The organism is Bacillus sp. R45 (assembly GCF_021729365.1).
Lineage (GTDB): Bacteria > Bacillota > Bacilli > Bacillales > Bacillaceae > Bacillus > Bacillus velezensis.
Map to the genome: position 1 here is coordinate 2,836,284 of NZ_CP091421.1, position 14,756 is coordinate 2,851,039.

The following is a 14,756-nucleotide window of genomic DNA, read 5'->3' on the forward strand; positions in this document are numbered from 1 at the left end:
GAGGGTTTTCCATGTTTCATGTCGAAAAACAATCCGGAGATAAAGAAAAAAGTTATCAGCTTCTGCTTAAACAGCTCGAAGCCATGACAGAAGATGAAACGGATGCGATCGCAAATTACGCGAATGCATCAGCGCTTTTATACCATTCATTACATGAAGTCAACTGGGCGGGGTTTTACTTCGCTAAAGAGGGCGAGCTCGTGCTCGGACCGTTTCAAGGACTTCCTGCCTGTGTGCGCATCCCGTTCGGCAGAGGCGTATGCGGCACTGCCTACTCTAACGGCGCCGTGCAGCGGATTGCCGATGTGAATGCGTTCCCGGGACATATCGCCTGTGACGCGGCTTCCCAGTCAGAAATCGTCCTCCCGATCCGCGTAAACGGTGAAGTGATCGGTGTGCTGGACATTGACAGCCCTGTGAAAAACCGTTTTGATGAAACGGACGAAGCCTATTTAGCAAAGTTTGTTGAAACGCTTGAAAAACGATTAGGATAAAAAAAGGAGCCCGGCCGGCAGGCCGGCTCCTTTTTTATGTCGTCGTGCTGTTTTGGTGGATGATCAGCCGGTTTTTGCCGTTCCGTTTGGCGATATAAAGCGCCTCGTCCGCTTGCTGAACGAGCATTTTCAACGGCATCGGGCCTGTCTTTGACCAGCAGGAAACGCCGCAGGAAATCGTCACGCGCGGCTCGGTGTTTTCCCGGATGGCGCGAACCAGCCTTTTAGCGATGCGTTCTCCGGATGACACGTTGATATTCGGCAGATAGACAGCCAGCTCCTCGCCCCCCCACCTTGCAGCGACATCATGCTCACGAATATGGTTTTTCATAACGGAGGCCACCTGAATCAGGATCGAATCTCCCGTTTGATGACCGTATGTATCATTAATGGTTTTGAAATTATCGATATCAACGAGGATGAATACACCCCGTTTATGAATTTTCATGCTGTATTGAATTTTCTCATCCAAATAGGTTCTTGAATACAGCTCCGTCAGCTGGTCTGTCTGAACAAGATGCTCAAGCCTGTCGCGCAGCATGGAGTTCGTGACCGCCAATGTCGCATGGTGAATGAGCGCTTGAAAAAGCTTATACATTTCAAACGTAAAAGCATACAAATCCTTTTTCAATAAAATCGCGAACCCGAAGACGGTGTCATTTTCGATCATCGGCACCGCCATCAGCGAGCCGAAGCCGTTTTCGCCGAATACAGTCTTTCCGCTGCCGATAAACACGCCCTTTTCTCCCTCGAACAGCTTTTCTTTCACAATGCTGATATAGGGGTTCGCACGTTCTGTCTTAAAAAAAGCGGTATGTCCCGGAAGCAGATTTTGCGTCTCAAAATGATCAATATGAAAAAAAGCCACTTCTTCCGCATGAAATGATTGGGTCATAATGGCGGCGAGTTCCCGCATCGTGTCAGTGAGTCTGAGGCGCTGATTCAGCTGGCGCGATGTTTCATTAATGAGCTCCAGATTCGCAATGCTTTTTTTCGATTGCTCATAGAGCTGCGCATTTTCAAATGCTTTTCCCGCCGCGCCCGCAAGCAGCAGCATTTCACTGAGAGTACTGCACGAAAGAACGGCATCCTGCAGCCCCTCCGTCTTCAGAACCCCGTAAGTCCCCTGCTGGCCTTTGATCGGCAGGTAAGCAGATGACCTGCCTTTTCTGAGCAGTCTCCCCGATAAATAAACCTTCAGGGCAGACGGATCGGCATCTTTTCCATCCATATGTAATTCTTTTGCGGGAAGCTGTCTGTCCGTATCCTGATCCTGCGTGATAAACAGTGAAAAGCGGAAAGACCGGAAAGCCGTACTCAAACTTGCCTGCAGTTTTTCCAAAACCTCATTTTGATCCAAAAGCGAATGGAACATTTCTGTCATTCTGTGAATTTTCCGCTGATGCTTCGTTTTGTCAAACAGCCCGCTTTGTCTCACAGATTGATTGATAAACTGAGTAACGATCTCAGGCAATGATTCCGGGATCGGCAGCCCGCCTTCCGAGCGCAGATAAAAGGATCTGCCGGACGTCTGATTCCTGATCATAAAACGGCCGTCACTCTCTTTCAGCGGAGCATAATGCGGTTCATCTTCTGTTTTTATGGTGAAACGTGTTGATTCTGCCGGTGAAAGGGTCAATGAAAGAGATGTAAAGCAGGATTCTAGAGCTGAGGCCAGCCATAACAGCGAGTCGGATAATGAGACGGATTCAGATTTCGTTAAGAAAAAAGAAAGCATTTTCTGATGAAAGGCCGTCACTTCATCAATTGTTTGTTTTTTCATTTTTATCACCTAAACATGTACTACTCATTTTTGTACATTATATCATAAACCGGCACTCTTCATGGAGAAATGGTTGACGGCGGCGGGGAAAAATCATATAATGTTCTTTGTGTGAAATATTGCAGCCTTTTTGTTCAGCTTCTGTGTTTGCATTTTGTTCCTTAGCTGTAAGGTGTATCGTGTAACTCTCTGCTGCTGGAGCGAGGATACATGAAAACAAAATGTGCACGGTCGGATCGAACAGACGGTTTTTATTTTCCACAAAATAAAACCAAAGGAGGAGTCACATTATGGCTCGCTATACAGGTCCATCTTGGAAACTGTCCCGCCGTTTAGGAATCTCTCTTAGCGGTACAGGTAAAGAATTAGAAAAACGCCCTTACGCACCAGGTCCCCACGGTCCGGGACAGCGTAAAAAACTATCAGAATACGGTTTGCAATTGCAAGAAAAGCAAAAACTTCGTCACATGTACGGTGTAAACGAACGTCAATTCCGCACATTGTTTGACAAAGCGGCAAAAATGACTGGTAAACACGGCGAAAACTTCATGATTCTTTTAGATGCACGTCTTGATAACGTTGTGTACAAGCTCGGTCTTGCACGCACTCGCCGTCAAGCTCGCCAATTAGTTAACCACGGTCACATCCTTGTTGACGGAAGCCGCGTTGACATTCCGTCTTACCAAGTAAAACCTGGTCAAACAATCGGTGTTCGCGAAAAATCAAGAAACCTTTCTATCATCAAAGAATCTGTAGAAGTAAACAACTTCGTTCCTGAGTACCTTACTTTCGACGCTGAAAAGCTTGAAGGTACATTCACTCGTCTTCCAGAGCGCTCTGAGCTTGCTCCGGAAATTAACGAAGCGCTTATCGTTGAGTTCTACTCCCGTTAAGTAAAACGCTCTTTAAAGAGCATTGGATTAAACCCCGGACATGTTGTGATGACAATGTTTCCGGGGTTTTTCTTTTGGGCTGTTCCCTCTCTTTATTAAAAAAGCCCCTGTCCGGGGCTTTTTTTTATGTGCCAACCGGCTTTTCAACTACATGTACATTAGAAAACCCCATAATGCCTGCAACAGATAATGCCGCAAAAAGAATTCTCTTTTTCATCAAATTCCTGCCGAAACGCAGAAATGAGTTTGTTATTTTTTCTGACTCACCTTAATCATTTGACAGGCAGAAGCGATTTTTTACATAATGAATCATCATACTTACAAAAAGGAGAGACGGAATGAACAGCATCCCCTCTATCGTCAGCAAGCACAAAGCCTATTTTGCGGCGGGGCATACGAGACCGCTAGAATCAAGGCTGAACATATTGCAAAAGCTGAAACAAGCCATCAAAACACAAGAAGCCGATATAGCAGCCGCTCTCTATCAGGATCTCCACAAATCCGAACAGGAGGCGTACACGACAGAAATCGGAATTGTTCTGGAAGAAATCAGTTTTGTGATGAAGCGGCTGAGAAAATGGGTCAAACCGAAGCGAGTCAAAACGCCTCTGACTCACCTGGGCTCGAAAAGCATGATTATCCCTGAGCCATATGGAATCGTTTTGGTGATTGCGCCTTGGAATTATCCCTTGCAGCTGGCGCTTTCACCCTTGATTGGAGCCATTGCGGCCGGAAACACAGTCGTTCTCAAACCGTCAGAATATACGCCTGCGGTTTCCGCTGTTCTTTCTAAACTTATCAGCAGCGTTTTTCCGAGTGATTATGTCGCTATGGCGGAGGGCGGGCCCGACGTCAGCACTGTTTTATTACAGCAGCCCTTTGACTATATTTTCTTCACAGGAAGCGTTGCCGTGGGAAAAATCGTTATGGAGGCCGCCTCCAAACAATTAATTCCCGTTACCTTGGAGCTCGGCGGCAAAAGTCCCTGCATTGTCCATAAGGATGCTGATATACAGCTTGCCGCCAAACGCATCGTCTTCGGGAAATTTACAAATGCAGGGCAAACCTGCATCGCACCGGATTATTTAGTTGTCCACCAAGATATCAAAACGAAGCTCATAGAAGAAATGAAGCATGCGATCAGTGAATTTTACGGCCCTCAGCCTGAACAAAATCCGCAGTACGGCAAAATCGTCAGTGAACGCCACTATCAGCGGCTGCTCAGCTTTCTGAATGATGGCGTCCCGCTTACAGGCGGACAATTTAATCCTGAACACCACAAAATAGCGCCGACGATTCTAGATCAAGTGAAGGATGACTCTCCAGTAATGCAGGAGGAGATTTTCGGGCCGATTCTTCCGCTGTTTACATACGGCGATATCGATGAAGTCATCGAGAAAGTCCAATCACGCCCAAAGCCGCTCGCTCTTTATGTCTTCACAACAAACAAAGGAATCGAGCGAACTGTTTTAGAGAATCTGTCATTTGGCGGCGGCTGTGTCAATGATACGTTAATGCACGTCGCGACACCGTATTTGCCATTCGGCGGCGTCGGAGAAAGCGGCATCGGCAGCTATCACGGATTTAACAGCTTTAACGCATTTACGCACAAAAAAAGCGTCGTCAAACAAACGAACCGCTTCGACCTCGCTTTCCGTTATCCTTCTTCCAAAAACGGGCTGCGAATGATCCGGAAAATACTTAAATAAAAAAGCGCAGAGTATCTGCGCTTTTTATAAATCATCTATACACCAATTAATCGGTTCGTCTCCCAAATTAAACCTATTTTTAAAAGTTCAAATCGAAGTCTAACCGCAAAAATGAACCAACCCAACTGTAGGAAAGGTTAATCCTTATCACCCTGGTGAGTCCTATAATAATTTTCAGCGGTATAGATATTCCACTCCCAAAAATTTGCTCCTTGACACAAAATATACCGATCTAAAAATATCTCAAAATTAAGTTTCATTGGTTCATACTCAATAAATCCGCGGAACCATAAATAGTTTGGATCTGTAGAAATTTTGGTTTTGTCAATTAACAAATAACATCCGTCTAACAGATGTGCGACAGGAATAAACTGAGGCTCTAAAAAACCATTTTGCATATACTTTTCAATCTCTTCTAAATCAAGAATATGCAAACCCCCACCTACATTCTCACCGTAAATCAACAAATCAAATATTCTGGCTCCGTTATGCAATTTTAAAAAGGTTTTATAATCTTCAGGAAGTGAGACTTTTATTTTCTTCTCAAAACTCTCAATCTCCAGATCTGTTGCACCTTTAAAGAAAGTACATTCTGTTTCTAAAAGCGTTCCTTCATTCCCTAAAATGTTCAAGCGGCCTTTTTCATCAATTAATTCTTTTAGACCTTGGAGCGTTTTTTCAACAAAAACTGCCATTGAGCCACCTCTTATTATTAGAGCATTGCTATTTTATTCACAAGAGCAGGAGCCAATGTTCCAGTTGAAGTATCAGGAAGAGAACCTTTCCATCCGGCTACTGAAGTATGTTGGGACATAAAAAACTTTGTCTTTTTAGGATAATACGACTTTGAATATGATTTACCTGCTTGAAAATTCTATGTTATGGGGAAAACCTTTCGTATTAAACATATAAAGACAGTCTGTTAAACAGACTGTCTAAGATGTTGTTACATCACACCATACTCAGCTGCGGTTCAAATAATTCATAGTGAATGGATTCCGGCGTTATATTGAATTCAGAAATCAGCTTTTTCATTTCTTTAATGAACGACGGGGATCCGCACAGGTAAAAATCAGCATCTTTATCTGTCATCACTTCTTCTAACAGCTGTTTGTCAATCCGGCCTTCCCGAAAACGAATGTTTTCTGAACGGTCTTGTTCGGACGGTTCGCTGTAAATAAAGACGGTGTCAGCGGATGAGTGTTCCGCGGCTTCTTCAGCTTCATGCCGCAGCGCATGATACTCTCCGCTCCTTGCCGCATGGATAAAGAGAACGTTTCGCTGCGGCTGGGTTTTGGCAACCGTCTTTAACATGCTGATCATCGGGGTAATTCCGACACCGGCACTGATGAGAACCAGATTCTTTTTGGAATCAGGGTCTAATACGAAATCCCCGGCCGGAGCGCTGATCTCAATTGAATCCTTTTCGTGTAATTGGTCATGCAGATATGAAGAAACAATTCCGTCTTTTTTCACGGAAATCCGGTAATAATCCTTACCGGATACATCCGACAAACTGTACTGGCGGATATGCGTATAACCCGTGTCCGGAATGTATACTTTTACACTGATATACTGTCCCGCTTTGAATTCGGGGAGAACTTGTCCGTCTTCCGGTTTTAAATAAAACGACGTTATCTCTTTGCTTTCTTTTACCTTTTTATCAATTTTAAACGCCTTATCGTCTTTCCAGCCGCCTTTTTGCGTTTCCGCTTGTTTATACATGTCCTTCTCAATTCCGATAAAAGCGTCTGCAATGACGCCGTATGCTTTTTCCCATGCCTGAATGACCTCAGGAGCAGCCCCGTCTTTTAGCACATCCTTTATCGCGATTAACAAGTACTTTCCAACGATTGGATAATGCTCGGGCTTAACACCGATACTCCGGTGCTTATGGCTGATTTGTTTAACGACGGGGACTATGTTTTCCAGCCGGTCAATATTGGCTGCGGCCGCAATCACAGCATTCGACAAGGCCGTACGCTGTGTTTTTTTCTTTTGATTCGTCTGATTAAAGATATTCAGCAGCTCAGGGTGATGCTGAAAAAGCAGGTCATAAAATCGGCCTGTGATTTCTTCACCATGCTCTTCTAAGACCGGCACTGTGCTTTTAATGATTTCAATCGTTTTTTCATCGAGCATTCTGAAATCCCCCTAAAGATGTATGCATCTCGATTGACCTGAGAAAAGAATCGTTTTTGAATTCTTTTTTATAGATTTCCCCGTTCAAAAAGGGTTAGCCATTCCAATTTGAGACGGATTCAGGAAAAACCAGAAAAACGAAATTACAGCTGGAAAATTGTGGACTTTCCATAGTGTACTTGTCCGATGCAAAATCCTCCTTTTCAGCATTTAATAAAGTACGGGAGGTGAGATGAATGGGTAAAAAATCGAAAGTGTATTACTGTGACCCTAAGTATATTGTGACTGACAAGTATACTGACAAAGAAGTGGTTTACGTCCATCCCATCAAACACATTAACAGAGAACATATCCGTTATGTTCCCCGCCACGTTTATCAGGAAGAAACAATTCACGAAGTCATTGATCCGGGCGATCCGGGGAAATGCGGGTGTAAAAAGGATAAAAAAAGACGCAAAAAGTAATTGGTTCGATTTCTTGCCTCAGCAGACCTCCGTACCTTTTGGCTCCTCTTTTTCAGAGGGGTCTTTTTTCATGCCGTATCTTCAAGCAAATACGTTGTGAGGCGGCAATCCGCCTGATATTCTTGTCATATACAAATTCACAGGAGGCATGATGATGAGCAAAAAAATCGCAGTTCTGATGACAGATCAATTTGAGGATATTGAATATACAAGCCCGGCGGAAGCATTTAAAGAAGCGGGCCACAGTGTGGTGACAATAGATTTAGAAGCAGGGAAAGAAGTGACGGGCAAGCACGGTGAGAAAGTAAAGATCGATCAAGCGATCTCAGACGCAGACCCCAAGGAATTCGATGCGTTATTGATTCCCGGAGGCTTTTCACCAGATCTTCTGCGGGGAGATGACCGCCCGGGTGAATTCACTAAATCATTCGTGGAAAATCAGAAACCCGTTTTCGCGATCTGCCACGGCCCGCAGCTGCTGATTGATACCGACCTTCTTAAAGGAAAAGATATCACGGGATTCCGCAGCATCCGCAAAGACTTAATCAATGCCGGCGCACATTATAAAGATGAAGAAGTCGTCGTGAGCCATAACATCGTAACGAGCAGAACGCCTGACGATTTGGAAGCCTTTAATCGTGAATCATTGAACCTGCTGAAATAAGCGAATAAAAATGCACAGACCCGTTCAGTCTGTGCATTTTTTTATGGATTGATAAAGAAACACCAATAGTTAGACCTATTCTCTTCCCCATCCATAATAAGTAAAATAAAGAGTGGGTTTTTCAACACTCGACGGGAGGTTCACTTATGTGGATGATCATTTTGCTGCTGATCATTTTAATCGGTTTTACCGGTAATATCATTTCGCTTTTGAGAGCGCAAAAACACGCATCTCAAAGAATAATTGAGCTTTTAGAAAAGCAAGGCCGAAAATAATCATGCAGCGCTGTGTTACCCGTAATAGTAATAATAATTCCGGCAGATTTCCTGAAAAATGATTTGATGCCCTTTCTCGTTCGGATGAAGACCTTCTGACATGCACATGCTGCGGAAAGCGGGATTATACGGGTCGATGAGATCTGTATCAAACAGGTCGGCATACGGTACAGAGAGGAGTGTGCAGGCTTCTTTTTGGGCTTTCACATAGTCAGCCAGCTTCAGGCCCAGTTTATTTTTATCAGTATCACGGCGGACGATTTTTCCTTTTGATATTTTTGCTTGTCTCGTTGGGGTCACCACAATGATGCTCGCGCCTTTATTTCCGCTTCGCAGCTGCTGAATCACTTGACAGAAGCCTCCGTAAAATGTGGTGATATCCTTTTCATCTGTGCCGATGGGAATGTGGTTGCACCAATCATCATCTGTTCCCTGGACAATGATGACATCATGTCCCTTTGTTTTAAGCGCTTGCTGATAAATGTTATCGCTTCCGTGGTTGCTCATATTAACGCCGCTGACAGACAGATTGGTTATTTCAGCGTCTGTCCGGTCTTTCAGAATGTCACCAAAGCCGTATTCCGCGCGCAGCCCCCGGGCGACGCTGTCACCTAAGATCGCGATTTTTGAAGCCTTCCGCAGCCTGCTTATGCTGATGAAGTCAATGCTGATATGCCCGCTGTCCGTGATATGCAAAAGCTTGCTGCTTATGTTTTGCGAAGAGACTGTCTTTCCTTCAGAGTCATAAAATTCCTCATTCAGCTTCATTCGGCGTCATCCCTTCCTTTTTATCCTCCGGCATCTTTTTTGACATAAAAAACGGACACGAACAAACAGCGCCATGTTGTCAGTTCAGTGTCCGCAGATGATGATACCGGATCTTTTATGCAGTTCTCTTGCCATTATAGCAGATCTCCATTACTTGTAATAGAGTCTGCTTCAGCATTTAAAACAGCGCTTGCGGGTACGTTTTTGATGTGACCGTCTGCTGCGGGAACGGTGTGTCCGGCGATGCGTCCGTCTTCTGCTGCGGGAACGGTGTGTCCGGTGATGCGTCCGTCTTCTGCTGCGGGAACGGTGTGTCCGGTGATGCGTCCGTCTTCTGCTGCGGGAGCGGTGTGTCCGGTGATGCGTCCGTCTTCTGCTGCGGGAACGGTGTGTCCGTTTTCTGCTGCGGGAACGGCGCGAACATTTTTTGGAAACCGGTTCTTGGTATAAATACTCCCCTAAACCTTCTCTTTCCGCAACGGCAACTCCATGTTCAATTTCTTTAACAGAAATAGCGTTCAATTCTGTTCACCTCCCTTTTTCTTTACAACATAACGTATGAAATGTACCCCTCACGTGTATAAGCTTCTCTCTCATATGAGCGAGAAATAGTCATTTATACAACAAAAAGACCCGTGGAAACGGGCCTTTTGCAGGCATTTTGCCGGGAACAAACGCAAACTTAAGATCGATTATTTCTTCCTCTCGCTCTCCGGCTCGGGGTGAATCATTACCTGTGCTTGTTTGAATTCATTCGTAATATCTCTTTCAATGCGGTCACACAGGTCGTGCACGTCTTTAATCGCCACGTGAGAGGCTACGACCAGGTGAAAATCAATATACTCCTGGGGGCCGGAGCGTCTTGTACGAAAATCGTGAATTTCAATAAATTCCTGTTGAAATGTTTCGATAATCTTTAAAATTGTTTTTTCTTCCTCTTCCGACAAACGGGTATCAATCAGCGGCGGGAATGCTTCTTTCATTAACTTAAACGCTTCATATATGATATACACCGCCAGCACCATACCTATAATGGGATCAAGTATGTACCACTCCGTTAAGGTAACGACCAAAAGGCTTGCCGCTACGCCTAATGATGTGTACACGTCAGTCAGTAAATGCAGGGCATTCGATTTCATTGCCACGGAATTAACCTTTTCGGCTTCTCTTTTTACGAACTTCGAAACGATCAAATTAATGAGAGCCCCCGCAAGCATCACAACGATTCCCAATACGGGCAGATGAACCGGAGCCGGGTTGACCAGTTTTTGAACGCATTCATATATCATCCAAATCCCTGCCGCAAAAATCAGCATCGTCTCGATGGTCCCCGACAGATTCTCGACTTTTCCATGACCGTACGGATGCCCTGTATCAGCCGGCTTTTTTGAAATCCTGACGGAGATAAAGGCGATGAAGGCGGCGATCAAATCTAAAAAAGAATGAATGGCTTCTGAAAGTATCGCGACAGATCCGGTTATTATCCCCACCACTATTTTGAGCATGACAACCAGGGAATTGCTTATAACCGATAAAAAAGCGATTTTAGAGGTGTTTTCCACCGTGATCCTCCTCTTTTTGACTTCTTGTATTTATCGTATCAAACGGCATTCGTGTGGGTCTACGGCAACGTTTTTCACAAAAGCCATACATGTAACTCACTATAAACTAAGTTGGAAAGCGACAAAACAGGCGAACCTTTCTTTCAGCACTCAAGTCCCATTGACAAGATATAACCGCTTACATTATAGTAGTTTCATGAATAACCACTACGGAGGATGTTTATGGATGATGTTCTGAAAGAATTACAGAAGTTTGGATTTTCTCAATATGAATGTAAAGCATATATCGGCTTGTTGAAACACTCGCCTGTTACCGGATATGAAATCAGCAAAAGGTCAGGCGTCCCCCGCTCAATGATCTATGAGGTATTGGGGAAATTAGTTGATAAAGGCGCTGTCCATATTGTGCCGTCTGATCCGGTTACATATGCCCCGCTGGCCGGAAAGGAATTAATCGACCGGCTCCGGCACGATTTCGAGAGCTCATTCGGCTACCTTGAGGAAAAGTTATTGGCGCTGGAAAGCGAGCAGGAGATGAATGTCATCCGCCGCATCAGCACGAATGATCATGTCATCAATGAGATGAAGGAAATGATTGAAAAAGCCGAGGAAGAGTTGTGGCTGTCTGTCTGGGAACAGCAGATTCCCTTTATTCAAGAAGCCGCTAATAAACGCGCCGCCGAACAATTGCCCGTCTTTTCGATTGTGTTCGGCCCTCCGGAAGTGAAGCTCGGAAATACGACAAATCATAATATGTCTCCTGAAGTGGCGGAGAAACGGATGGGCGGAAGATTAACGATAGCTGCCCGAGATAATAAAGAAGTCTTAATCGCCAATTTTTCTCCGCAGACGAATGCCTGGGCCATTAAATCAGAAGACCCCGCTCTCGTTCTCGTGGCCATGGAATATATGAGGCACGATCTGATGTTCGCGGAGCTTGTGAAAGAAGTCGGGGCTGAAAAAGTTGAAGGCCTGATGAAACAAAACCATTCGTTATTTCATGTCGTCACCGGAAATCGGTTCATATAAATGTGAACCGTATTTTCTTTGATTTTTTCATTAGTCGTTATCATTATAATCTCTATGAAAGGAGTATAAAAAATGATTAACACAGAAGTGCAAAAAACCGCCGTTTCCCGGGAAATGAACGATACGTTTTTACAGGGGGTGCGGGATTGTGTGCCTACGCTGCTGGGCTATATGAGCATCGGTTTTGCTTTCGGCATCGTCGGGGTTGCCTCTCATCTAAGCATTCTTGAAATCTGTTTGTTATCCTTGTGTGTCTATGCCGGCGCCGCCCAATTTATTATTTGCTCGCTCCTTGTTTCCGGGAGTCCGATTTCCGCCATTATTTTAACGACGTTTATCGTCAATCTGCGGCACCTTCTGCTGAGCCTGACTATCGCGCCGTATTTCACGAAATACTCTCTGGCGAAAAATATCGGCTTCGGGGCTCTGCTTACTGACGAATCTTTCGGAGTAGCGGTGAACAAAGCGGCTCAGAACGGCAGGTTATACGATAAGTGGATGAACGGCCTCAATATAACCGCTTACATGTGCTGGGTTATTTCCTGCGTGATGGGCGGGCTTCTCGGACAATGGATATCTGATCCTTACGCTCTCGGCCTGGACTTTGCTTTGCCCGCTATGTTTGCGGCGCTGCTTGTGCTGCAATTGCAGTCGTCCGCTTCGGAAAAGCTGAAGCACAGCCTCTCCTTAATTCTCTATATGATCATTTTTATGGTCTTGTTATCGTATTTCGTCCCGTCACACATCGCGGTCATCGTCTCAACCGTGATTGTGGCAACGATCGGGGTGGTGACGGACAAATGAGCATCAGCACACAAATGATCTGGATTATACTCGGCTGCATGATTGTTACACTTGTGCCGCGCATTGTTCCGTTTATATTTGTCCGGAACATTCAGATGCCTGAATTGGCTTTAAAATGGCTCTCCTTTATTCCGCTTTGCATTTTGACGGCTCTGGTAACGGAAAGCATGATTGTGAAAACAAACAGCGCTTTGACCTTTGATTGGAAAGCAATGATCGTTCTCATCCCGACATTGCTTTGCGCGATGCTGACAAAAAGCTTATCCATCACGGTCATCACGGGAGTCGTGCTGATGGCCGCCGTCAGGCTGATATGGTGACAATCAAAAGCCTCCATTCCATAGAATGGAGGCTTTACCTTTATGATGTCGGATTTTCTTCTTCCGTCTCTGATTCCTCGGCTTCGGCGTTTATGCTTTGCTGCTGTTCCCAATGATCCCGCTGCAATCTTTCTTTGGCGATGGTAAACATGAAATTCACGGCGCAGCACCCCTTCCCTGTTTTGCTTTTACTATGTACTGTACTCATTTCCCCGTGCAGTATTCACAAAACATAAAAAAGCAGCCTGCCGCATGGAGCGGCCGGACTGCTTTTTATTTTCAGTACGTGATCAGGAAGTATTTTTTCTTTCCGCGGCGCAGTACGGTAAATTGATCTTCAATGCGGTCTTCCGCAGTCAGAAGATGCCCGATGTCCGTCTGGCGCTCGCCGTTAATGTAAACAGCTCCGTTTTGAATGTCTTCGCGGGCCTGCCGTTTTGAAGGCGACAATTTAGATTCCACTAGCACGTCTACTAAAGACAGTTCTTCAGAGCGGTCTTTTTCAAACGAAGGTACATCTTTAAATCCTACCTTGACGTCTTGAGCGGAAAGCTCTTTAATATTGCCGCTGAACAGCGCCTGGGAGATATGAACGGCCTGCTCAAGCGCTTCACGACCGTGTACAAGAACCGTCACCTCTTCAGCGAGACGTTTCTGCGCTTCTCTTTTCTCAGGAGCCGTCTCCGTTTTTTCAGCATAAGCTTCGATTTCCTCTTTTGACAAGAAAGTAAAGTATTTTAAGTATTTGACGACGTCGCGGTCATCAGTATTGATCCAGAACTGGTAGAATTCGTACGGCGATGTTTTTTCTTTATCAAGCCAAATGGCGCCGCCTTCCGTTTTGCCGAATTTCGTGCCGTCAGCTTTTGTGACGAGCGGAATGGTAAGACCGAAAGCTTTCGCCCCTTCTTCTTCTGATTTTCTGATCAGTTCAAGACCGGCCGTGATGTTGCCCCACTGGTCACTGCCTCCGATTTGGAGTTTACAGTTCTTTTCTCTGTACAGATTCAGAAAATCGTAGGATTGCAGGATCATGTAGCTGAATTCCGTGTAAGAAATTCCGGTTTCAATTCTTGAGCTTACAGTATCTTTCGCAAGCATGTAGTTAATTCCGAAGTTCTTTCCGACGTCGCGGAGAAATTCAATGATGCTCAGCTTTCCGATCCAATCAAAGTTGTTCGCTATGACAGCGGGGTTTTCTCCCGCCTCGAAATCTAAAAATCGGGAAAGCTGATTTTTAATTTTTTGCGACCATTCGACAACGATATCCTGAGTGTTTAACGTACGCTCCGCTTTTTTTCCGCTCGGATCGCCGATCAGTCCCGTCGCGCCGCCTACAAGCGCAATCGGATGGTGGCCTGCAAGCTGGAAACGGCGCAGTGTCAATATCGGCAGAAGGTGTCCGATGTGCAGGCTGTCAGCCGTCGGGTCAAACCCTGAGTATAAACGGATTTTTTCTTCGCTCAGCTGTTTATTCAGTCCTTCTTCATCCGTCATTTGCTGGATTAAGCCGCGGAATGATAAATCCTCTAATAAGTTAGTCATTTTGTCTGCTCCTTTGTTTATGAAAATAAAAAACGCCCCTTCGTTTAAAACGAAGGGACGATATAATCGCGGTACCACCCTACTAATAAAAACATAAAAAAGCTTTTATCACTCTTTTTGATAACGGACCGTGTCCGTTCTTTCACTACTGAAAGCCTTGGAATAGCTTTGTTCGCAAAAGCGGTTCATGAGTGTATTCGGCATATCTTATGTGCTGATTTTCACCGGCCATCAGCTCTCTGGAACAATCAGATATCCTACTTGTCTCAATCAAAACCTTTTCGTATGAAGCTTACTCATTTTT

Annotated in this window: 17 protein-coding genes, 1 pseudogene and 1 other annotated feature; of the genes and pseudogenes, 9 read left to right on the plus strand and 9 right to left on the minus strand. The window is 45.0% G+C overall.

Features of this window, described 5'->3' with window-relative positions; genetic code table 11:
- Positions 1-11: 11 nt before the first annotated feature.
- On the plus strand, positions 12-494 hold the full coding sequence (locus L3V45_RS13860; RefSeq protein ID WP_025853271.1) for a GAF domain-containing protein: 483 nt from the start codon (positions 12-14) through the stop codon (positions 492-494).
- 34 nt (positions 495-528) lie between these two features.
- Here the strand turns inward: L3V45_RS13860 and L3V45_RS13865 are convergent, their stop codons facing one another.
- Complete coding sequence (locus L3V45_RS13865) at positions 529-2,277, minus strand: sensor domain-containing diguanylate cyclase (protein WP_003152407.1); 1,749 nt, start codon at positions 2,275-2,277, stop codon at positions 529-531.
- A 290-nt stretch (positions 2,278-2,567) separates the two neighbouring features.
- Here L3V45_RS13865 and rpsD point away from each other — a divergent pair, with 290 nt between their 5' ends.
- Both rpsD and L3V45_RS13875 read left to right on the plus strand, forming a co-directional pair.
- A complete protein-coding gene (rpsD, locus tag L3V45_RS13870) occupies positions 2,568-3,170 on the plus strand; it encodes a 30S ribosomal protein S4 (RefSeq protein WP_003152406.1) in 603 nt (200 codons plus the stop codon).
- 338 nt (positions 3,171-3,508) lie between these two features.
- Complete coding sequence (locus L3V45_RS13875) at positions 3,509-4,879, plus strand: aldehyde dehydrogenase (RefSeq protein ID WP_025853277.1); 1,371 nt, start codon at positions 3,509-3,511, stop codon at positions 4,877-4,879.
- Between the two features lie 137 nt (positions 4,880-5,016).
- On the opposite strand, the gene L3V45_RS13880 is transcribed toward L3V45_RS13875, so the two are convergent.
- The gene (locus L3V45_RS13880; RefSeq protein WP_015387850.1) at positions 5,017-5,574 is read right to left on the minus strand and encodes an SMI1/KNR4 family protein; all 558 of its coding nucleotides are present in this window, start codon (positions 5,572-5,574) and stop codon (positions 5,017-5,019) included.
- Between the two features lie 256 nt (positions 5,575-5,830).
- Positions 5,831-7,021 (minus strand): NO-inducible flavohemoprotein, encoded by a 1,191-nt coding sequence (gene hmpA, locus L3V45_RS13885; protein WP_044053527.1) that lies wholly within the window; start codon positions 7,019-7,021, stop codon positions 5,831-5,833.
- A 236-nt stretch (positions 7,022-7,257) separates the two neighbouring features.
- On the opposite strand from hmpA, the gene L3V45_RS13890 reads away from it, so the two are divergent.
- The 3 genes from L3V45_RS13890 to L3V45_RS19535 all read left to right on the plus strand — a co-directional run bounded on the left by L3V45_RS13890 (position 7,258) and on the right by L3V45_RS19535 (position 8,424).
- The gene (locus L3V45_RS13890) at positions 7,258-7,485 is read left to right on the plus strand and encodes a hypothetical protein (protein ID WP_003152402.1); all 228 of its coding nucleotides are present in this window, start codon (positions 7,258-7,260) and stop codon (positions 7,483-7,485) included.
- A 154-nt stretch (positions 7,486-7,639) separates the two neighbouring features.
- Positions 7,640-8,149 carry a type 1 glutamine amidotransferase domain-containing protein gene (locus L3V45_RS13895; protein WP_003152401.1) on the plus strand — a complete coding sequence of 170 codons (510 nt, stop codon included), beginning with the start codon at positions 7,640-7,642 and terminating at the stop codon, positions 8,147-8,149.
- Positions 8,150-8,295: 146 nt separating this feature from the next.
- Complete coding sequence (locus tag L3V45_RS19535; protein ID WP_003152400.1) at positions 8,296-8,424, plus strand: hypothetical protein; 129 nt, start codon at positions 8,296-8,298, stop codon at positions 8,422-8,424.
- A 15-nt stretch (positions 8,425-8,439) separates the two neighbouring features.
- Here the strand turns inward: L3V45_RS19535 and L3V45_RS13900 are convergent, their stop codons facing one another.
- The 4 genes and pseudogenes from L3V45_RS13900 to L3V45_RS13910 form a co-directional block, all read right to left on the minus strand.
- Entirely contained in the window at positions 8,440-9,192 is a 753-nt protein-coding gene (locus L3V45_RS13900) for an SGNH/GDSL hydrolase family protein (protein WP_024085691.1), read from the minus strand.
- A 178-nt stretch (positions 9,193-9,370) separates the two neighbouring features.
- Positions 9,371-9,616, minus strand: coding sequence for a hypothetical protein (locus tag L3V45_RS13905; RefSeq protein ID WP_139886877.1), 246 nt, complete (start codon positions 9,614-9,616; stop codon positions 9,371-9,373).
- Positions 9,617-9,663: 47 nt separating this feature from the next.
- A pseudogene (locus L3V45_RS19680) lies at positions 9,664-9,714 on the minus strand (hypothetical protein); the annotation flags it as partial.
- A 170-nt stretch (positions 9,715-9,884) separates the two neighbouring features.
- Entirely contained in the window at positions 9,885-10,754 is an 870-nt protein-coding gene (locus tag L3V45_RS13910; protein ID WP_003152397.1) for a cation diffusion facilitator family transporter, read from the minus strand.
- A gap of 222 nt (positions 10,755-10,976) precedes the next feature.
- On the opposite strand from L3V45_RS13910, the gene L3V45_RS13915 reads away from it, so the two are divergent.
- The 3 genes from L3V45_RS13915 to L3V45_RS13925 all read left to right on the plus strand — a co-directional run bounded on the left by L3V45_RS13915 (position 10,977) and on the right by L3V45_RS13925 (position 12,907).
- Entirely contained in the window at positions 10,977-11,783 is an 807-nt protein-coding gene (locus tag L3V45_RS13915; protein ID WP_003152396.1) for a TrmB family transcriptional regulator, read from the plus strand.
- 72 nt (positions 11,784-11,855) lie between these two features.
- A complete protein-coding gene (locus L3V45_RS13920; RefSeq protein WP_003152395.1) occupies positions 11,856-12,587 on the plus strand; it encodes an AzlC family ABC transporter permease in 732 nt (243 codons plus the stop codon).
- Entirely contained in the window at positions 12,584-12,907 is a 324-nt protein-coding gene (locus tag L3V45_RS13925) for an AzlD domain-containing protein (RefSeq protein WP_003152394.1), read from the plus strand. The genes L3V45_RS13920 and L3V45_RS13925 overlap by 4 nt, the downstream gene beginning before the upstream one ends.
- Positions 12,908-12,947: 40 nt before the next feature.
- Here the strand turns inward: L3V45_RS13925 and sr7p are convergent, their stop codons facing one another.
- Together sr7p and tyrS are read right to left on the minus strand one after the other, a co-directional pair.
- Complete coding sequence (gene sr7p, locus L3V45_RS19685; RefSeq protein WP_003152393.1) at positions 12,948-13,067, minus strand: small protein SR7P; 120 nt, start codon at positions 13,065-13,067, stop codon at positions 12,948-12,950.
- Positions 13,068-13,186: 119 nt separating this feature from the next.
- Positions 13,187-14,452: a tyrosine--tRNA ligase gene (tyrS, locus tag L3V45_RS13930; RefSeq protein ID WP_025853300.1), complete on the minus strand. Its 1,266-nt coding sequence runs from the start codon at positions 14,450-14,452 to the stop codon at positions 13,187-13,189.
- 50 nt (positions 14,453-14,502) lie between these two features.
- Positions 14,503-14,735: a binding site (T-box leader), on the minus strand.
- Between the last annotated feature and the right edge of the window lie 21 nt (positions 14,736-14,756).

What these genes read in the sequence shown, in the direction of transcription:
- L3V45_RS13860 (WP_025853271.1), top strand. Translation starts at nt 12, where the DNA reads ATGTTTCATGTCGAAAAACAATCCGGAGATAAAGAAAAAAGTTATCAG.
- L3V45_RS13865 (WP_003152407.1), bottom strand. Translation starts at nt 2,277, where the DNA reads ATGAAAAAACAAACAATTGATGAAGTGACGGCCTTTCATCAGAAAATG.
- rpsD (WP_003152406.1), top strand. Translation starts at nt 2,568, where the DNA reads ATGGCTCGCTATACAGGTCCATCTTGGAAACTGTCCCGCCGTTTAGGA.
- L3V45_RS13875 (WP_025853277.1), top strand. Translation starts at nt 3,509, where the DNA reads ATGAACAGCATCCCCTCTATCGTCAGCAAGCACAAAGCCTATTTTGCG.
- L3V45_RS13880 (WP_015387850.1), bottom strand. Translation starts at nt 5,574, where the DNA reads ATGGCAGTTTTTGTTGAAAAAACGCTCCAAGGTCTAAAAGAATTAATT.
- hmpA (WP_044053527.1), bottom strand. Translation starts at nt 7,021, where the DNA reads ATGCTCGATGAAAAAACGATTGAAATCATTAAAAGCACAGTGCCGGTC.
- L3V45_RS13890 (WP_003152402.1), top strand. Translation starts at nt 7,258, where the DNA reads ATGGGTAAAAAATCGAAAGTGTATTACTGTGACCCTAAGTATATTGTG.
- L3V45_RS13895 (WP_003152401.1), top strand. Translation starts at nt 7,640, where the DNA reads ATGAGCAAAAAAATCGCAGTTCTGATGACAGATCAATTTGAGGATATT.
- L3V45_RS19535 (WP_003152400.1), top strand. Translation starts at nt 8,296, where the DNA reads ATGTGGATGATCATTTTGCTGCTGATCATTTTAATCGGTTTTACCGGT.
- L3V45_RS13900 (WP_024085691.1), bottom strand. Translation starts at nt 9,192, where the DNA reads ATGAAGCTGAATGAGGAATTTTATGACTCTGAAGGAAAGACAGTCTCT.
- L3V45_RS13905 (WP_139886877.1), bottom strand. Translation starts at nt 9,616, where the DNA reads ATGTTCGCGCCGTTCCCGCAGCAGAAAACGGACACACCGTTCCCGCAG.
- L3V45_RS13915 (WP_003152396.1), top strand. Translation starts at nt 10,977, where the DNA reads ATGGATGATGTTCTGAAAGAATTACAGAAGTTTGGATTTTCTCAATAT.
- L3V45_RS13920 (WP_003152395.1), top strand. Translation starts at nt 11,856, where the DNA reads ATGATTAACACAGAAGTGCAAAAAACCGCCGTTTCCCGGGAAATGAAC.
- L3V45_RS13925 (WP_003152394.1), top strand. Translation starts at nt 12,584, where the DNA reads ATGAGCATCAGCACACAAATGATCTGGATTATACTCGGCTGCATGATT.
- tyrS (WP_025853300.1), bottom strand. Translation starts at nt 14,452, where the DNA reads ATGACTAACTTATTAGAGGATTTATCATTCCGCGGCTTAATCCAGCAA.